The organism is Streptomyces sp. NL15-2K (genome assembly GCF_030551255.1).
Classification (GTDB): Bacteria; Actinomycetota; Actinomycetes; order Streptomycetales; family Streptomycetaceae; genus Streptomyces.
Genome location: NZ_CP130631.1, coordinates 1 through 14,968, shown reverse-complemented (window position 1 = coordinate 14,968; position 14,968 = coordinate 1). Strand labels below are relative to the sequence as shown.

14 protein-coding genes and 2 pseudogenes are annotated in these 14,968 nt (G+C 70.7%); 11 read left to right on the top strand and 5 right to left on the bottom strand.

Annotated features, from left to right (window positions below; translation table 11 throughout):
* Positions 1 to 34 precede the first annotated feature (34 nt).
* The 7 genes and pseudogenes from Q4V64_RS54410 (at position 35) to Q4V64_RS54380 (ending at position 7,614) form a co-directional block, all read left to right on the top strand.
* A complete protein-coding gene (locus tag Q4V64_RS54410; RefSeq protein WP_124445885.1) occupies positions 35 to 1,996 on the top strand; it encodes a transposase in 1,962 nt (653 codons plus the stop codon).
* Positions 1,990 to 4,092 (top strand): helix-turn-helix domain-containing protein, encoded by a 2,103-nt coding sequence (locus Q4V64_RS54405; RefSeq protein ID WP_124445884.1) that lies wholly within the window; start codon positions 1,990 to 1,992, stop codon positions 4,090 to 4,092. The genes Q4V64_RS54410 and Q4V64_RS54405 overlap by 7 nt, the downstream gene beginning before the upstream one ends.
* Entirely contained in the window at positions 4,089 to 5,126 is a 1,038-nt protein-coding gene (locus Q4V64_RS54400; RefSeq protein WP_172629661.1) for a TniB family NTP-binding protein, read from the top strand. Before Q4V64_RS54405 ends, Q4V64_RS54400 begins: the two co-directional genes overlap by 4 nt.
* Positions 5,123 to 6,034 (top strand): TniQ family protein, encoded by a 912-nt coding sequence (locus Q4V64_RS54395; RefSeq protein ID WP_253267593.1) that lies wholly within the window; start codon positions 5,123 to 5,125, stop codon positions 6,032 to 6,034. The genes Q4V64_RS54400 and Q4V64_RS54395 overlap by 4 nt, the downstream gene beginning before the upstream one ends.
* 255 nt (positions 6,035 to 6,289) lie before the next feature.
* Positions 6,290 to 6,595: pseudogene (locus Q4V64_RS54390) on the top strand (TnsA-like heteromeric transposase endonuclease subunit); the annotation flags it as partial.
* 438 nt (positions 6,596 to 7,033) lie between these two features.
* Positions 7,034 to 7,399, top strand: coding sequence for a transposase (locus tag Q4V64_RS54385; protein WP_216377776.1), 366 nt, complete (start codon positions 7,034 to 7,036; stop codon positions 7,397 to 7,399).
* The gene (locus Q4V64_RS54380; RefSeq protein WP_148100447.1) at positions 7,396 to 7,614 is read left to right on the top strand and encodes a hypothetical protein; all 219 of its coding nucleotides are present in this window, start codon (positions 7,396 to 7,398) and stop codon (positions 7,612 to 7,614) included. The genes Q4V64_RS54385 and Q4V64_RS54380 overlap by 4 nt, the downstream gene beginning before the upstream one ends.
* Before the next feature lie 89 nt (positions 7,615 to 7,703).
* Here the strand turns inward: Q4V64_RS54380 and Q4V64_RS54375 are convergent, their stop codons facing one another.
* The 4 genes from Q4V64_RS54375 to Q4V64_RS54360 form a co-directional block, all read right to left on the bottom strand.
* Positions 7,704 to 8,417 carry a hypothetical protein gene (locus tag Q4V64_RS54375; RefSeq protein WP_124445880.1) on the bottom strand — a complete coding sequence of 238 codons (714 nt, stop codon included), beginning with the start codon at positions 8,415 to 8,417 and terminating at the stop codon, positions 7,704 to 7,706.
* The gene (locus tag Q4V64_RS54370; protein ID WP_124445879.1) at positions 8,410 to 9,711 is read right to left on the bottom strand and encodes an MFS transporter; all 1,302 of its coding nucleotides are present in this window, start codon (positions 9,709 to 9,711) and stop codon (positions 8,410 to 8,412) included. Before Q4V64_RS54370 ends, Q4V64_RS54375 begins: the two co-directional genes overlap by 8 nt.
* Before the next feature lie 126 nt (positions 9,712 to 9,837).
* Complete coding sequence (locus tag Q4V64_RS54365) at positions 9,838 to 10,764, bottom strand: PDR/VanB family oxidoreductase (protein ID WP_172629660.1); 927 nt, start codon at positions 10,762 to 10,764, stop codon at positions 9,838 to 9,840.
* A 14-nt stretch (positions 10,765 to 10,778) separates the two neighbouring features.
* Entirely contained in the window at positions 10,779 to 11,348 is a 570-nt protein-coding gene (locus tag Q4V64_RS54360) for an MOSC domain-containing protein (RefSeq protein ID WP_124445877.1), read from the bottom strand.
* Positions 11,349 to 11,488: 140 nt separating this feature from the next.
* On the opposite strand from Q4V64_RS54360, the gene Q4V64_RS54355 reads away from it, so the two are divergent.
* The 4 genes from Q4V64_RS54355 (at position 11,489) to Q4V64_RS54335 (ending at position 14,308) form a co-directional block, all read left to right on the top strand.
* Positions 11,489 to 12,073, top strand: coding sequence for an XRE family transcriptional regulator (locus Q4V64_RS54355; RefSeq protein WP_124445876.1), 585 nt, complete (start codon positions 11,489 to 11,491; stop codon positions 12,071 to 12,073).
* A gap of 45 nt (positions 12,074 to 12,118) precedes the next feature.
* Complete coding sequence (locus tag Q4V64_RS54350; RefSeq protein WP_348540854.1) at positions 12,119 to 12,412, top strand: alpha/beta hydrolase domain-containing protein; 294 nt, start codon at positions 12,119 to 12,121, stop codon at positions 12,410 to 12,412.
* Positions 12,413 to 12,987: 575 nt separating this feature from the next.
* A complete protein-coding gene (locus Q4V64_RS56000; RefSeq protein ID WP_348540835.1) occupies positions 12,988 to 14,034 on the top strand; it encodes a transposase in 1,047 nt (348 codons plus the stop codon).
* A 70-nt stretch (positions 14,035 to 14,104) separates the two neighbouring features.
* Positions 14,105 to 14,308 (top strand): terminal protein Tpg-like protein, encoded by a 204-nt coding sequence (locus Q4V64_RS54335; RefSeq protein ID WP_253267599.1) that lies wholly within the window; start codon positions 14,105 to 14,107, stop codon positions 14,306 to 14,308.
* Between the two features lie 41 nt (positions 14,309 to 14,349).
* Here the strand turns inward: Q4V64_RS54335 and Q4V64_RS54330 are convergent.
* Positions 14,350 to 14,968: pseudogene (locus Q4V64_RS54330) on the bottom strand (hypothetical protein); the annotation flags it as partial.

Sequence of the window (14,968 nt, the reverse complement as noted above, 5' to 3'; positions counted from 1 at the left end):
CGAATCAACCGCCCCTGATGGGCGGGGTGTTGGGGTGGGTGCGCGGGTCGAGTTCGAGGGCCGCACCTGGCAGGTGAGCGGTCTGGTCGACGGGCGGGTGTATCTGGCCGCCGATGACGGGGCCACGGGGTGTGTGCTGGCAGCCCGTCTGGTGACCGCTCGCGGCTTCAGGATCGTCGGGCAGGCCGATCCTCAGTTTCCGGCGGCCGAGACGTGGGCGGCGCTGCCGGTGGCGGCCCGCGAGCAGGCTCTTGCGTGGCAGCGGCACATCCGCGAGATCGAGACCGGGCTGCCTGGCGGGCCGGGCAGCGGCGGCAAGGTGCGGGAGGCGTACGACCCGCAGCGGTTCACGCTCGCCGAGCGCGAGCACGCCAAAGCGGCAGAGTTGGCCGCGCTGGGCTGGACGAGGGTCAGCCGGGCGACCGTGCAGCGGATGCGGCTGGCCTACCACCGCCAGGGGCTGCTCGCTCTGGTGGACCGGCGGTCCCTGCGCGGCCGGTCAGGCACGGGGCGCGCGGACGAGCGGGTGGTGGCCGCCGTTTTGGAGGCGCTGCGCCTGTGTCGCGGCCGCAAGGCGACCACGGTGAAGCAGATCATCGAGCTGGCGGAACAGATCGTGGCGGACCGGCACGGTCCGGGGCGGGTGAAGCTGCCCGCGAAGGCGTCGCTGTACCGGCTGGTGAAGGCACTGGCGGATCCGGCCGAGCCGCCGGGCAGCCCGGCGCGGACCGCCACCGGCCGGTACCGGCTGGGCGGTGCGCCGCCTGCGTTGCGGCCTGCGGAGCGGGTCCATGTCGCCACCGCTGCACTGGGTGTGCCGGTGGTGGGTGAGGACGGCCGTGCGGTGGCGGTGTCGGTGACCGCGGCGGTGGACGGGGCCACGGGCTGTGTGCTGGCCGCCGTGGTGCACGGCCGGCAGGCGGTGCCCCTGCAGTTGCCGGTGCTGCTGGCCGAGATGGCCGTGCCCCGCGTCGTGCGTCCTGGCTGGCGGGAGATGCTGCGCACAGCGCACGAGTCGCTTCCGGGGCGGCTGATGGGTGTGGAGGCGCGCCTGGAGGCGGCGGCGGTGCGGCCGGTGGCCGTCCCCGAGACGCTGGTCTTCGATCCGGCGACAGCCGCCGCCGGGTCCTGGTTGCTCAGCGTGTGCGAAAGCCTCGGTGTCAGCCTGGAGGCCGTCTCGGCGCGGCAGGGGGGCCGGGCGGTTGCGGAAACCGTCCGGGTGCTCGCCGGGCTGTTCACCCGGCATGCCGCCGGGGTGGCCGCCGCCGCCCGGCCGGCCGGGCCCGGCGATGACGGCCTGGGGCAGCCGCCGCAAGCCGTGCTGAGCATGCTGCACCTGCAGGATGTGCTGGATGAGTGGATCACCGCCGTGTGGCACACCCGCCCCCAGGAGGCGTTGCGGCACCCGCTGATGCCCCGGGCGGTGCTGAGCCCGGATGAGATGTGGCAGGTGCTGCTGGGTGCCGCCGGAGTGGTGCCGCTGCCGCTGGGGGCCCGGCACTTCGCCGAACTGCTGCCCGCGGGGCGGCATGCGGTCACCGAGGCGGGCATCCGGCTGGGGCGGCGCCGCTACGACGCCACCTGTCTGGATGAGCACCGTGGGCGGTCCTGCCCCACCACGGACGACGGCCGGTGGGAGGTGCACCACCACCCCTACGACGTGCGGCAGGTGCACATCCGGCTGCCCGACGGAGACCTGCACCCGCTGGCCTGGACGGACAGCACCCTCAGCCTGCGGCCCTTCGACGCCACCGTGCACCAGCGCACCGCGCAGACGGTCACCGCCCGCACCCGCCGGCCCGGAAACCAGCCGACGTCACCGGTCGACGACTCCGGCACAGCCGAGCAGCGCGCAGAGACCGAAGCGGCCACGCAGGCTTGGTCCTTGACGGAGGGCCCGGGCGTGGCGGAGGTGTCCGTGCAGGGACGCCGGGCAAGCGAGAAGGGGCCAGGCTGGTCGGTGTGGGACGCGCAGGCGGAGGCCGGGCAGTGGTGAGCGCGCCCGCCCGCCCGGGCCGCCCCGTGGCCGCCGGCAGCAGCAGGCAGGTGAAGCTGGGCGCGTATGTGACTTTCCAGAGCCGGCCCTGGCAGGTGGTCGCCCTGATGGGGGCGTCGGTGACGCTGGTCGACGAGCAGGGGCAGACCGCGTCGATGCTGGCCTCGTTCCTCTTCGCCGACCTCACGTTCACCGTGGCGGGCTCCCCGGCCGCCGCCGTGCCGCCGTGGGGGCTGCTGGAGACGGTGCCCGAGCGGGAGCGAGAGCGGGCCCTGGCCTGGCAGCGGCACATCCGCGAGATCGAGACCGGGCTGCCCGACGGCCCGGCAAGCAGCGGGATGCCGCGGCCCGAGTACGACCCGCAGCGCACGTCGATGGCCGAGCGGGAGCAGGCCAAGGCCGAAGAACTCGCCCGGCTGGGCTGGCCGAAGGTCAGCCGGGCCACCGTGCGCCGCATGCGCGCCCGCTACCGCGCCCACGGTCTGATGGGGCTGATCCCCCGCCACAGGCCGGCCCGTGCGACGGGGCGAGCTGATGAGCGGGTGGTGGCCGCCGTGCTGGAGGCGCTGCGCCGCCAGCGCGGCCGGTCCAAGGGCACGCTGAAGGGGCTGCGACAGCTGACCGGGCAGATCCTGGCCGACACCCACGGGCCGGGCGCCGTAGCGCTGCCTGCGCCGTCGACGTTCAACCGGCTGGTGCGGGTACTGGCCGACCCGCTGGAGCATCCCGGCCGCCCCGCCCGCACCGCCACCACCACGCCGACGCGACCGTTCACGCCGACGATGGCGCTGCGGCCGGGCGAGCTGGTGCAGGTCGACACCACCCGGCTGGATGTGATGGCCGTGGGCGAGGACGGCCGCCCGGTACGCCCGGAGCTGACCATCGCCCTGGATGTGGCGACGCGGTCGGTGGTGGCGGCCGTGCTGCGCGAGGAGAGCACCCAGGCGGTGGACGCGGCCCTGCTGCTGGCGGAGATGGCCGTGCCCCACCCGGCGCGGCCCGGCTGGCCCGAACATCTGCACTTGGCCCATGCGGCCATCCCCTACGACCGGCTGCTCGCTCTCGATGCGCGCCTGGAGCAGGCAGCGGCGCGGCCGGTGGTGGTGCCCGAGACGATCATCATCGACCGTGGGCGGGTGTTCGTCTCCGCCGCGTTCCTGGCCGCCTGCGAGACCCTGGGCGTCAGTGTGCAGCCCGCCCCGCCGCGCTCGCCGGCCGCCAAGGGTGCCGTCGAGCGGACGTTCGGGAGTATCAACTCGCTGTTCGCGCAGCACGTCGCCGGTTACACCGGCTCCCACGTCCTCGAGCGCGGTCACGCGGTGGAGGACGAGGCGCACTTCACCGTGGCTCAGCTGCAGGAGCTGCTGGATGAGTGGGTCACCGCGTGCTGGCAGCACCGCCCCCACGACGGGCTGCGCCACCCGGTCCTGCCGAAGAAGGCGCTGGCCCCGAACGAGATGTGGAGCGCACTGCTGGGCACCTCCGGGTACGTGCCGCTGCCGCTGACCGGGGCCGACTACACGGAACTGCTGCCCGTGCGCTTCAACCCCGTCACCGGCCGGGGCATCCGTATCAACTACCGCACCTACGACCACGCCATCCTGAACGAGCACCGCGGCCGGCTCTGTCCCACCCATCCCGGCGGCAAGTGGGAGGTCCACCTCAACCCGCACGACGTGCGGCAGGTCTACATCCGCCTGCCCGACGGACGCCTGCACGAGATCCCGTGGATCCACCGCGACCACGTCCATGCCCCGATGAGCGAGACCGCCTGGCGCCACATCCGCGGCACCCTCCACCAGCGCGCAGACCGCGAGCGGCACGAGGCCGACCTGGCCGAAGCAGCCGACCAGGTCCTGCGGCGGGCCCGCCCCCTGCCCGGCACCGGCACACCCTCCGCAGCAGCGGCGCGCCACGCGGCGGCGACAAGCACGGTGCAGACGGCAGATGACGACATACGGGCCGAGGACAGTCTCGACGCTCTCGAAGCCCACTCCCCTGACGCTGACGGGCACCTCGCCGAGGGCGAGGAGCTCTCCCCGCCTGTGGGCCGCTACGCGCTGTATGACGCCTTTGAGGAGGCCGAGCACTGGTGACCACCAGCCCCCACACCACGCCCGCCGCCGAGGATGCCTCCCCCGGGACGGTCACCACGTTCGATGCGTTCGCCCGGTTCGCCCACACCGCCCCGCCCGCTCCCCCGCAACCGGGCCAGCCGGCACGCTCGTTGGAGGAACGCCTGGCCTACCACTCGCAGTTCGTCACCGTGCGTACCCCGGCCATCGAAAGCCTCTCGCGCAACGTGCGCACGCTGATGATCCTCGGCCGCAGCCAGAGCGTCACCGCCCGACCGTCCCTGATCGTCACCGGGCCGGCCACCACCGGCAAGACCACCGCCCTGCTCGAGGTCGGCCGGACCTGCCACCTGGCCCACACCCGCCGCGCCGCCCCGGGCGACACCAGCGTGCCCGTGGCGTATGTGCTGGTTCCGCCCGGCGCCACCGCCAAGACCCTGGCCTGCGAGTTCGCCCGCTATCTCGGTATCCCCGTCACCACCCGCATGACCACCGCGCAGATCACGACCGCCGTCTGCCACACCTACACCGCGGCCGGAGTGAAACTGGTGCTGATCGACGAGATCCACCGGCTCAACCCCCGCAGCTCCAGCGGAGCGGAGGCCGCCGACTGGCTCAAGGACCTCACCGAGCGCGTCGGCGCCACGTTCGTGTACGCGGGCATCGACGTCACCACCAGCACCGTCTTCAGCGGGGTCCGCGGCGCGCAACTGGCCGGACGCGCCTCACTCATCGACTGCGGGGCACTGCCCGCCCGCGCCGGATCACGCGAGCCGTTCCGTGAACTCATCGCCGCGCTGGAAGCGGCCCTCGACCTGCACGCCCACCGCACCGGCAGCCTGCCGAGGCTCGCCCCCTACCTGCACGAACGGACCGCTGGACGCATCGGCAGCCTCTCCCGCCTCATCCGCCAGGCGGCCATCGAAGCCATCCTCGACGGCCAAGAACGCATCACCAAGACACTGCTGGACTCCATCGCGCTGGACCACCTCGCCGAGGAGCACTACCGGCCCCGAACCCCGACGAGCCGCCGCACCCGACCCAGCAGCCGGTGACCGCGCACGCCTGGAGCAGCCCTGTGGTGCGGGCACGCACGATGTGGCCGTCCCAGCCCGGCGCCCTGCGGACCAGGCCCCTGCCCCGCGAGTCAGCAGCCTCCTACCTCACCCGCCTCGCAGGCACCTACCAACTGACCGCCGCCCAGCTCCTCGACGGCCTGAACATCGCCACCACCGGTACCTTCGCGTCCCCGCCCGCCACCGACATCCACCTCAGCGCCGAAGCCGCTCACCGCCTGTCCGCCTTCACCCGCATCCCGCCCGCACACCTCGCCCGCGCGCTGGCCCGTCAGCCCCCACCCGCCTCCATCGGCATGGCCCGCGCCGCCATCGCCCGCTGGCAGCCCGTCCCGCCCGCCGTGCAGCCGCTACCGGCGTGCACCGCCTGCACCATCCGCCGCAGCCCGCACCAAGCCGCCCTCGCGTGGATCCACCCAGTGTCCAACTCGCCCCGGATCATGATCTGCACCCGCCACCAGCAGGCTTCCAGCGACTCCCGGCAGCCCGCCCCGCTCGACATCCGCCCTGTCCCCGAGCTCACCCGGCCCCGCCCCACAGCCCGCCGCGCGACGACGGCCTCCCTGAGCTGGGCATCGACGATCACGACACGCTGGTACGACCACCAACAGCACCTGCACCAGCGGTGGCTCACACGCCTTGACCGCCTCACCAACGCCAACCCCCACATCCCTCCAGGCCCGGCCTCCCCAGCTCTGACCTGCCGGAGCCTGGTCATCCACCCCGAGACCCTCATCCTCGCCGCTGCCCTTGACCGCCTGCCCTCGCACCCCCTGACACGCGCGCAGCAGACCGCCTTCCTCCACCGCCTGGCCGACCGCCTCCGGCTGCCCCGCCTCGCACCCGCCGACCACGACCTGCTCTGGCAACGCCTGTACGCCCGCTGAACAACCCGCTTGCACCAGCCGGGAACAGCCGCCAACTCCCCCTGCCTACAGGCGCGCCGACCACACTGCGCAAAAGCTGGCATGACGCTCAGCTCACTGCGCAGAGCAACACGGCCAGCTCAACCCACGTATCGCCCATCGCCAACGCCTCGGCCCGGCGTAATCCTCCCCTGGAATACAGACGTACCACTCAGTACAGCTGAGCAACAGCAGGTCACAACCAAGATCAATTAGCCTGCACGACAGGTACGCCACAAAATCTGTACGGCGGCGGGCTGGCGGTACTGGGTGCTCGGGCCTGTCGATTCGGTCTACCGGCGCAATATGACCTGGCTGGCCGGATACCGGCACCCGCGGCACCACGGTGGTCAGTTGCTGGCTGCGGCACTGCAGGAGGCGTTCGCCGAGCCCGCGCCGCTGTGGGAGGGCGTACGCAGGATCGGGGATCCGCTGGTAGTGCTTCCCGCGCTGTTCCATGCCCTATGGGCGGGACGGCTGGCGGCGGACCTGGGGGCGGCGATGCATGAGCGGATGCCGGTGTGGGCGCAGGCGGCAAAGTGAGGGCGGGCAGCGGGATGCCGGGCAGGCCGGTGGTGGAGCTGGGGTGCCAGGTGCGGTTGGGGGGGACGTACCTGGACGGTGGCGGCCCTTACTGACGGTCAGGTGCGGCTGGTCGCCGAGGACGGTGAGGTAGCGGCCGGTTTTGCTGTCGCTGCTGTTCGCCGATGCGGGGTTCAAAGTCCTGGATGCGCCGGGAGTGTCCGGGGTGCCGCCGCTGGGCTGGCTGGAGTCCTTGCCCGAGGCGGTGCGGGAACGGGCGCTTGTCTGGGAGCGGCATGTGCGGGAGGTGGAGACGGGGCGGCCGGGCGGGTCCGGTGCGGCAGGTCCGCCGCGGGCGGAGTATGACCCGCAGACCGGACGCTGGCGCAGCGGGAGGAGGCGAAGGCGGCGGAGCTGTCGGCGGCGGGGATGTCGACCAGCGCGGTGACAGTGCGGCGGATGCGGGCCCGTTACCGCTGGGAAGGGGTGTGGGGGCTGGTGGACCACCGGGCCATCCGGCCGCGGTCCGTCCTGGGGCGTGCGGATGAGCGGGTGGTGGCCGCCCTTCGAGAGGTGCTGGAGGCCGGGCGGGAGCGCACATACGCGGCGGACCTCGGCATCACCGACGAGTCGCTGAGGACGTGGGTCCGCAAGGAAAACGAGTCCCAGGCACTGACCGAGCGCCGCGAGGCCGGCGGGAGTCCGGCTGAGGAACTGGTCCGGTTGCGGGCGCAGAACGCCCGGCTACTGGCGGAGACGGAGTGGCAGCTGGAGCGTGAGATCCTGCGCCGGGCAGCCGCCTATTTCGCTCGGTGGGTGAAGTGAGCCCCCGCCGCTGGGACTTCGTCTCCAAGAACCGCGCCGCCTTCAGCGTGAAGCGGATCTGTCGGGTCCTGGGCGTCTCCCGCTCCGGCTACTACCAGCACCGGGCCACGGCAGACGCCCGCGCCGAACCGGCCGTCGAGGAGGAGCGAACGGTGTCGGAGATCCGACAGTCGCCGATCCGGCAGTGGACCGAATACCCGGCCAAGGCCCCGTGACAAGCCGGTGGATTGCCAAACCGTCGAGTCAGGCCACGCGGAGAGCTGGGCCGGGCACCGGTCCGTGAGCCTGACCGCCCCGGACCTACTCAGGCGACGTCGGTCGATGGCCCCTTTCTGCTCGCTCTCCGGAAGAAGTCGATGACAAGATGGTAATCGACCACGGGCACTGTGATCCGCTCACGCAACCGGCTGGCGATGCTCGCCATTTCTCCGCATTCCAGCACCACCGCACCAACACGATGCGAAGCCATGAATTCGGCGACGACCCCCTCGATCTGCCTCAGGATGGCAGCGTCGTCGAACGCCTCTGCTCGTTCGATCACGGCGCGGCGGAACGGCCCGGGGCCCTCGAGCCCCGCAACGAGAAGGCGGCCGGCATCCTCCTCGGCGACGCCGGGCACGTCGGCAGCCGAAGCGAGTCGTGAGTCGGCGTATACCAGCAGGATGGAACGGTCCGGGGCGATCGCCGCAAGAAGAGTCGGCACCGCCAGCAATGGCGAGGACACGACCACCGGTTCACTCGCGGCGGCGAGCTCGCTCTGGTAGCGCGACATGTATCCGATGGTCAGTGCCACGACCTGGGGCAGCGGCTCGCACTCGCCGGCAACCGGAAGCCGATCGAGCGTGCGGTGCAGCAGCGGGTGCTGCGAGTCGGCGAGGTCGGCGAACAGATCCGCAGTTGCGATGTCGTCGAGTGCGGCCTCGTGAACCGATGGGTCAGCGGCTGAACCCGCTACGAAGGGCGCGTCCCGCGGCGCGATGACGAGCACCTCGGCGGGGGTGCTTCGCTTTTCAGACACGGGAGGCCTCCCTGCGGCCGAGCAAGATCACCGCTGTGACGCCGAGTCCCACGGTCACCAGAAGGTAGGCGCTCAAAGCGAACGGTGAGTCGAACCTGCCGGCAATCGCCGTGGCGATGAGCGGCGCCGGTCCGCCCCCGATGATCCCGGCGAGGTTGAAGGCCAGGGAACTACCTGAGTAACGCACCTGCGCAGGGAACAGTCCGGTGATCAATGAAGCCTCGCTGGCGAACATCGCCGCGTAGGGCACGAGAGACACCAGGATCACCGGAGCCGCTGCGGCTGGGTTCCCACTCTTGATGGCCGCGAAGTAGACGACGCAGATGACGGCCATGCCCGCGGCGCCGACCAGGTACACCCGGCGGGGGCCGAAAGCGTCGCCCAGCGCACCCATGAGCGGCGTGATGAGGGAGGAAATGATCGCCGCGCCGGCGACAAGCGCAAGCAGCAGCTCGCGGTCGAACTTGCCCACCGAGGTGCCGTACGAGAAGACGAACGTGATGAAGACGAACACGGCGGCCATTTCGCCGACCTTGAGGAACAGACCGAGCGTGATCTCCCAGGGATGCGACCGCAAGGCGCTGAGCACCGGGGCGCGGTGGACCGTTCCGGCTTCCTTGACGACGGCGAAGTCCGCTGTCTCCACGATCCCTTTCCGCATCCAGAACCCGAGGACGACAAGCACGATGCTGGCCAGGAAGGGCAGCCGCCACGCCCAGCTGACGAACGCGTCGCCCGCGACGTTTCCGACCACGAGCACCACCGTGTTGGCCATCGCGACACCGAACATGGCCGAGGCTTGGGGAAACCCGATGCGAAAGCCGCGCCGTCGCGAGTCACCCGATTCAGCGGCCATGAGCACCGCACCGCCCCACTCGCCGCCCATACCGATGCCCTGCAGGGCTCTCATCAGTACGAGAAGGACGGGTGCCCAGAATCCGATCGAGTCGTAGCCGGGGATGAGACCGACCCCGACCGTGCCGATCCCCATGAGCACCAGCGTGCTGATGAGAGCCGCCTTCCTCCCGGCCCGGTCACCGAGGTGCCCGAAGACGATCGCACCGATCGGGCGTGCCGCGAAGCCGACGAAGAAGGTCGAGAAGGTGAGCATCGTGGCGGCGAACGGGTCGCTCGACGGGAAGAACTGCGTCGGGAACACCAGTGCGGCGACCGTGCCGTACAACATGAAGTCGTACCACTCGATGATGCTGCCGACGGTGCTGGCTGCGACGGTACGCCGAAGTCTTCGTGAGTGGTCCCGGGTCTTGCTCCGGGGCGGGAGTGTGTCGGTCATCGTGCGTCCAATCGGGAGGTTCGTCGAGGATGAAGCCCCTGCTTTGCCTATTGGCAAATTAGGGGCTCGTTGTTGCTGCCCGATTGCGTAGCATTGCGACCTGGTAACACACTTATGTCACGTGGGTCAGGCCTGCACCGAGATGGCACCCTTCCCACGCGATACGCAGGCGGCCATGGACTGCCCGCGCTCCTCGTCACTCAGGCACAGGTCGCGATGCTCGATCTCCCCGTCGACCACTTCGAGCACGCAGCTGCCGCAGGCGCCGCCCTCGCACGAGTAGTCGACGGGCACGTTCTCACGCAACATGGCCTGGAGCAGCGACTCGTCCTCCGCGACATGGATCACTTGCTCCGACAGCATCAGCCGGGCTTCGAACGAGTCACCGAGCCTGTCACCGGGTGCACTCACCCGCCCCGTGAAGCTCTCGCAGCGCACTCGGTCCGGATGGAGGCGGCTGGCCGCCTCGGCCATCTCGGCCATAAGGGCCTCGGGACCGCAGCAGTACACAGTCGCGTCGTCAGCCAGCCCGGCTGTCAGTGCCGGCACGTCGAGCCGGCCACCCGCGGCCGACTCGTGCAGGATGACCTCGGCGCCCGACGCTTGCAGTACATCGAGATACGCGGCGTGCTCACGGTGCCGTACGCAGTACCGGATCTCGCTCGACGCGCCAGGCGGCAGCCCCTCCAGCAGCCCCAGAATCGCGGTCACTCCGATCCCGCCGGCGACGAACACGTGGTGCGATGCGGTGCGGTCGATCCGCATACCACTTTGCGGGTAGGACACGAACAGCAGGTCGCCGACCTCTAGTTCCTCGTGGAACAGGACGGAACCGCCGCGACCGTCATCGTCCCTACGGATGGCGATCCGGTAGCACGAGGGGTCGTCCGCGGGTCCGATGAGCGAGTAGTCGCGCCTCGTTCCGTTCCCATGCTGGATGTGGACATGGTCGCCGGGAACGAAACGCGGGAACGTCTCACGGTGGACGGGAACGACGGTGAGTTCGCGTACCCCCCGCGCCGGCCACGCATCCGCCTCAAGCCGAGCGGCCATCAACAAGCGCACGCTCATTCGGAAGCCCCGTCGATCTCTACTGGCTCGGTGGCGGGCGCCTCGATCGTGGAGTCCTCTCCTGGGCGAAGCGGTCGCACGACGTCCCCAGGACGAACGGTACCTCCGCGCAGAATCCGGCAGTTGAGCCCTGACCGGCCGAGAAGCGGCTCAAACACCTTCTTGTCGATCAGACGCTCGAGATATCGGCAGGGCACGTTGAGCCGGCCTCCGTAGACGATCGTCTCGCCGATTGCGAAGCACCTCCCGACCAGCGAGTTGAGGGGGACGCCACGGGTCACGATGTTGCGACGCAGCTCCATCCCGTCCACCGGCTCACCGATGGCCCGCGAGACCTCGTCGATCACCTCCTGCGAGATGAGCGTGAGCTGACGGTCCGGGTGCCACATATACGAGTAGTGACCGTGACCGAGCGCGTATCTGTCGTCGGCCACGCCCACGCCCGCCACCAGACGCGCCGCCGGCAGCGCGTGCATCTCCACTCCGGCGTACTCGGCAACGTAGATGGACAGGACTTCGCCGCGCCACGGCTCGTCGGCCACCTCGTCACATGTCGTCGTATCCATCGCGATGATCCTTACCGCTGCCGGGCGCCCGCCGGGTAGGTATCAGCGTTCACCCGGCTGGGTCGCACTATCATGGGCTTGCCCCATGTTTTTTTGCCAATAGGCAACATTACCATCCGAGCCAGGTCTGAGGGAGATCGATGTCGCACGCGCAGGCGGAGGATCTGGAGGAGCTCGCCGCCCGGACGATCGCGGAGCACCGCCGGAACCGCGGCCTAAGCCTGACCACTGTCGCCACGGCGAGTGGTGTGTCTCCCGCGCACCTGTCGCGTATCGAGCGAGGGGAACGCGTTCCCTCGCTCGGTGTCCTCCTCCAACTGACGCAGGCGTACAACGTGACACTGGGCGAACTCGTGGGTGAGCACCAGCCCGGTTCCCTCACCGTGCGGCACAGCGTCGCCCGCCCGCACCCACCCGCCGCGGGAGTCGCCTACCGGCCGCTGCTCACCCAGGCCGACCCAGGCATCGTCCAGATCGTCCTGGTGGACATTGCCCTTGGGACGAAGACGCCCCCTTCATCACACCCCGGCACCGAGTGCATCTTCATGCTGGAAGGAGCCGTCGAGCTCAGCATCGGCACGAAACGGTGGACGCTGAGCGCCGGCGACACCATCGACTTCGACTCCGCCGACGAGCACGTCCTGCGCAGCGTCTCCGGCGCCGCCCGGGCGATGCTCGTGATCATCTCGCCGGTCGCCGCAGCCGACGCTCCTACTGATCGATGACCGCGATCCGCGCCGCCTGACGCGGAGAGAGGCGACGCCGCCCGCATCCACGAAGGCAACCCTCTGGGTCTGGGCAAATCCCAGTCGGCCTTCCGGCTCACCACGTATGCAGACGCCGTCCAGCCTCTCGTCAACGTCTACGACGCGGCCACCGCCCTTGACCCGCCTCTTCCTGGTTGGGCTGTCCAGCGCACTCCTTCCGCGCGCGACACGCCACGGAAACCGCGTCGGCAGGGTGATGGCGGCGCTGCTGGTGCAACGCCCGTGCTGAGCCGAAGACCAGGTTCGCCGCTGACTCACCTACGTCAACGGACCGCAACCCCGGCCCAGGCTGCGTGACGAGCCACTACCCGCGACGGCTGGGGCCCGGTGCCCCGCACTTATGTCACCTGCACACCGGGCATGGCAATCCGCCCGGCCCTGCAGCGGAAGTTCAGCCGCGACGTGGACGCCGCCTTCCCGGACAACCCGACCTCCGTGGTCGCTCTCGACCCCTCACATTCAGGCGAGGTCGTCGTCATACCAGCGACGAAAGATGAGGCGGGGAGTGCGAATCTCGGTCATGGCGCCCATCCTGCCTAACGGGTGAAGGATCGGACCGACAGCCCGGGGACGTGGATCTTGGAGGGAGTAGCGTGATCAGTGGTGGTGATCTGCGCCTGCTCGGCTATGTGCGGTTCGGTCCGTGTCTGGCTCACCGAGCCCCAGGTGGACAACAGAGCGATCAGCGCGGCCAGGCCGCAGATTGCCGTCGCCGGAGTCGGCCCAGGCGTCCCGCCGTGGCCGCGGTCACCGCACCGACCGGCGTCGGGTTGCGCCGCCGCTCAGCTGCCCACTGCCGCCTGATCGAGTGCCTTGGCCTGACTCTGCCGGGGATCTTGGAGTTGCCCGGTGCGGAAGCCTGATCAGCGGGCATGCTCAGGCTGTTCCGAAGGCCAATGCAGTTGTCGAGGCACCCGTTGTCCCTCCGCCCCCGTTCCGGTGAGCAAGTCCCGTCTTTGACCGTGCAGACCGCGCGGGCGAGCAACCCGGGCGGCACGACGGCGATGTGGGTCAGGGACCGGCTGGACGGGCTGCGGTGCGATGAGGACTTCGCCGACTGGTACCCGCGCGACGGGCGCCCGGACCTCTCCCCCACCCAACTGGCCACCGTCTGCGTCCTGCAGTTCCTGCTCGACCTGTCGGACCGGCAGGCCGCCGAGGCGGTCCGCTGCCGCATCGACTCCACATACGCCCTGGCCATGGAGCTGGATGATCCCGGCTTCCACCACAGCGTGCTGGCCGACTTCCGTGAGCGCCTCACCCAGGGCGATGGTGCCGACGGCCTGTTCGATCTCGCGCTGGCCCCGGCTACGCCCGGTGTGTGGCGAGGCGGCTCAAGGACGCCGGGCTCGTACGTGAACGCGCACGTGCCCGGTCCGAACCGGGTGCACAACCTCCCGCGAAAGCGCCCGGAACGTGGGCTTCCCGCCGCGAGCACTCCGCGACCTGCAAGTACGCGTCCGCACCGATCAGCAAAGGCCCGGCCGGAAGGCCGCTACGTGGTCCGCTCCAAAGCAGAGGGCACCGTCAACGAGTTCGCCCATGGACACGGCAGGCGGGTGCAGATGACCTGGCAGAACTGGCTACGGACTGCGGGGTGCTGGCCCTGCCGGCTGGCCGCTTGGAGAGACGGACGTGGGACAGATCGAGCAGGGATTGGAGCGCGCGTTGCGCACCCGCCCCGTTCCTTCGAGCACCGAGGCACGCCTGCGATTTTTGCTAGCGGCGCACCCGGGTTCCACCCGGAGGGTCGCCGCCGTGCTGGGGGTGTCGCAGCGCACTGTGCAGCGGTGGGTGACGAAGAAGCCAGGAGCGCGTCGTCCGCCGGGTCCGATGCAGGTCCGGGCGATCGAGGAAGCGGTCCTGGCCCGATGGCAGCCCCGAATACGGGCCCGTCGGCGTGCACAGGCCGAAGCTAACGGGTTCGTCCTCCACACGAGGGCGCGATTCGGGTTCGCCGCGCCAGCAGGGTCTTCGGACGATCCGCGGGTGCGATGGATCACCCAGGACCTGCCGGGAGAGGTGGCCCGGGAGCTGTTCGCCGCTCGGGATGCCGGCGCGGGCGAGCAGCGGCAGACGGTGATACTCGCCCGTGCGCTGGGGCACGCCTACTTTCGCGAAGGGGGCCGCCGGGCCCACGGTCTGCACGTAGCTTTCAGCGACGTCGAGTTCGCCGACTTCTCGATCGGCTGAGTCTGCCCTGTCGAGCGAACGCGTCAGGGTGTTCAGCATCGTTAGGGCCTGACGCGACTGGCCGGCACCGCTTTGTACCTCTCAGCTTCCTGCCGCTCGCGCCAGTCCCACTCCACACGGCCGACCGGGCCTTGGCGGCGGGCCGCGGGCGGCTGGGGCGGGCGCAGTCTGGCCGTCTCCGCAACGCCCAGCAGGTGCGCACGGTCACCTGGCGCGGCGAGCAGTTCCTGGTCTTCGCCGGAGACGAGTCGGGTGAAGCAGGCCGCAGCCCGCAGGAAGATGCCTGCCCAGGGTGGTACGGGGTGGGCGGCGCAGCCGTCGGTGTAGCGGGCGCGGTCGTGCAGGGCGAGCGTGGCCACAGCGTCGTCGTAGTCGCGGGGGCGGGCGGTGGCGAGTTGCTGGAGGGAGGCGCCGGTGAACAGCGCGGCGGCGACTGCCGCGGCGAGGCGGGGATGTGCGGTCGCCGCGTGCAGCCGGTGAGCGACGCGCTGCGCGGTGGGCGCGGTGAGAGGCGCGGGCGGTGGGCGGTGCCGCCAGGCGATCGGCGGTGGCGTGCACGGGACGGCGCAGGGGCGGGGGCTGTCGTAGGAGACGAGGCGGTCCAATGCGGGCAGGGTGAGCCATCGGCTGGCCGGCCCGGTGGGCTCGTCTGCGGCCGGG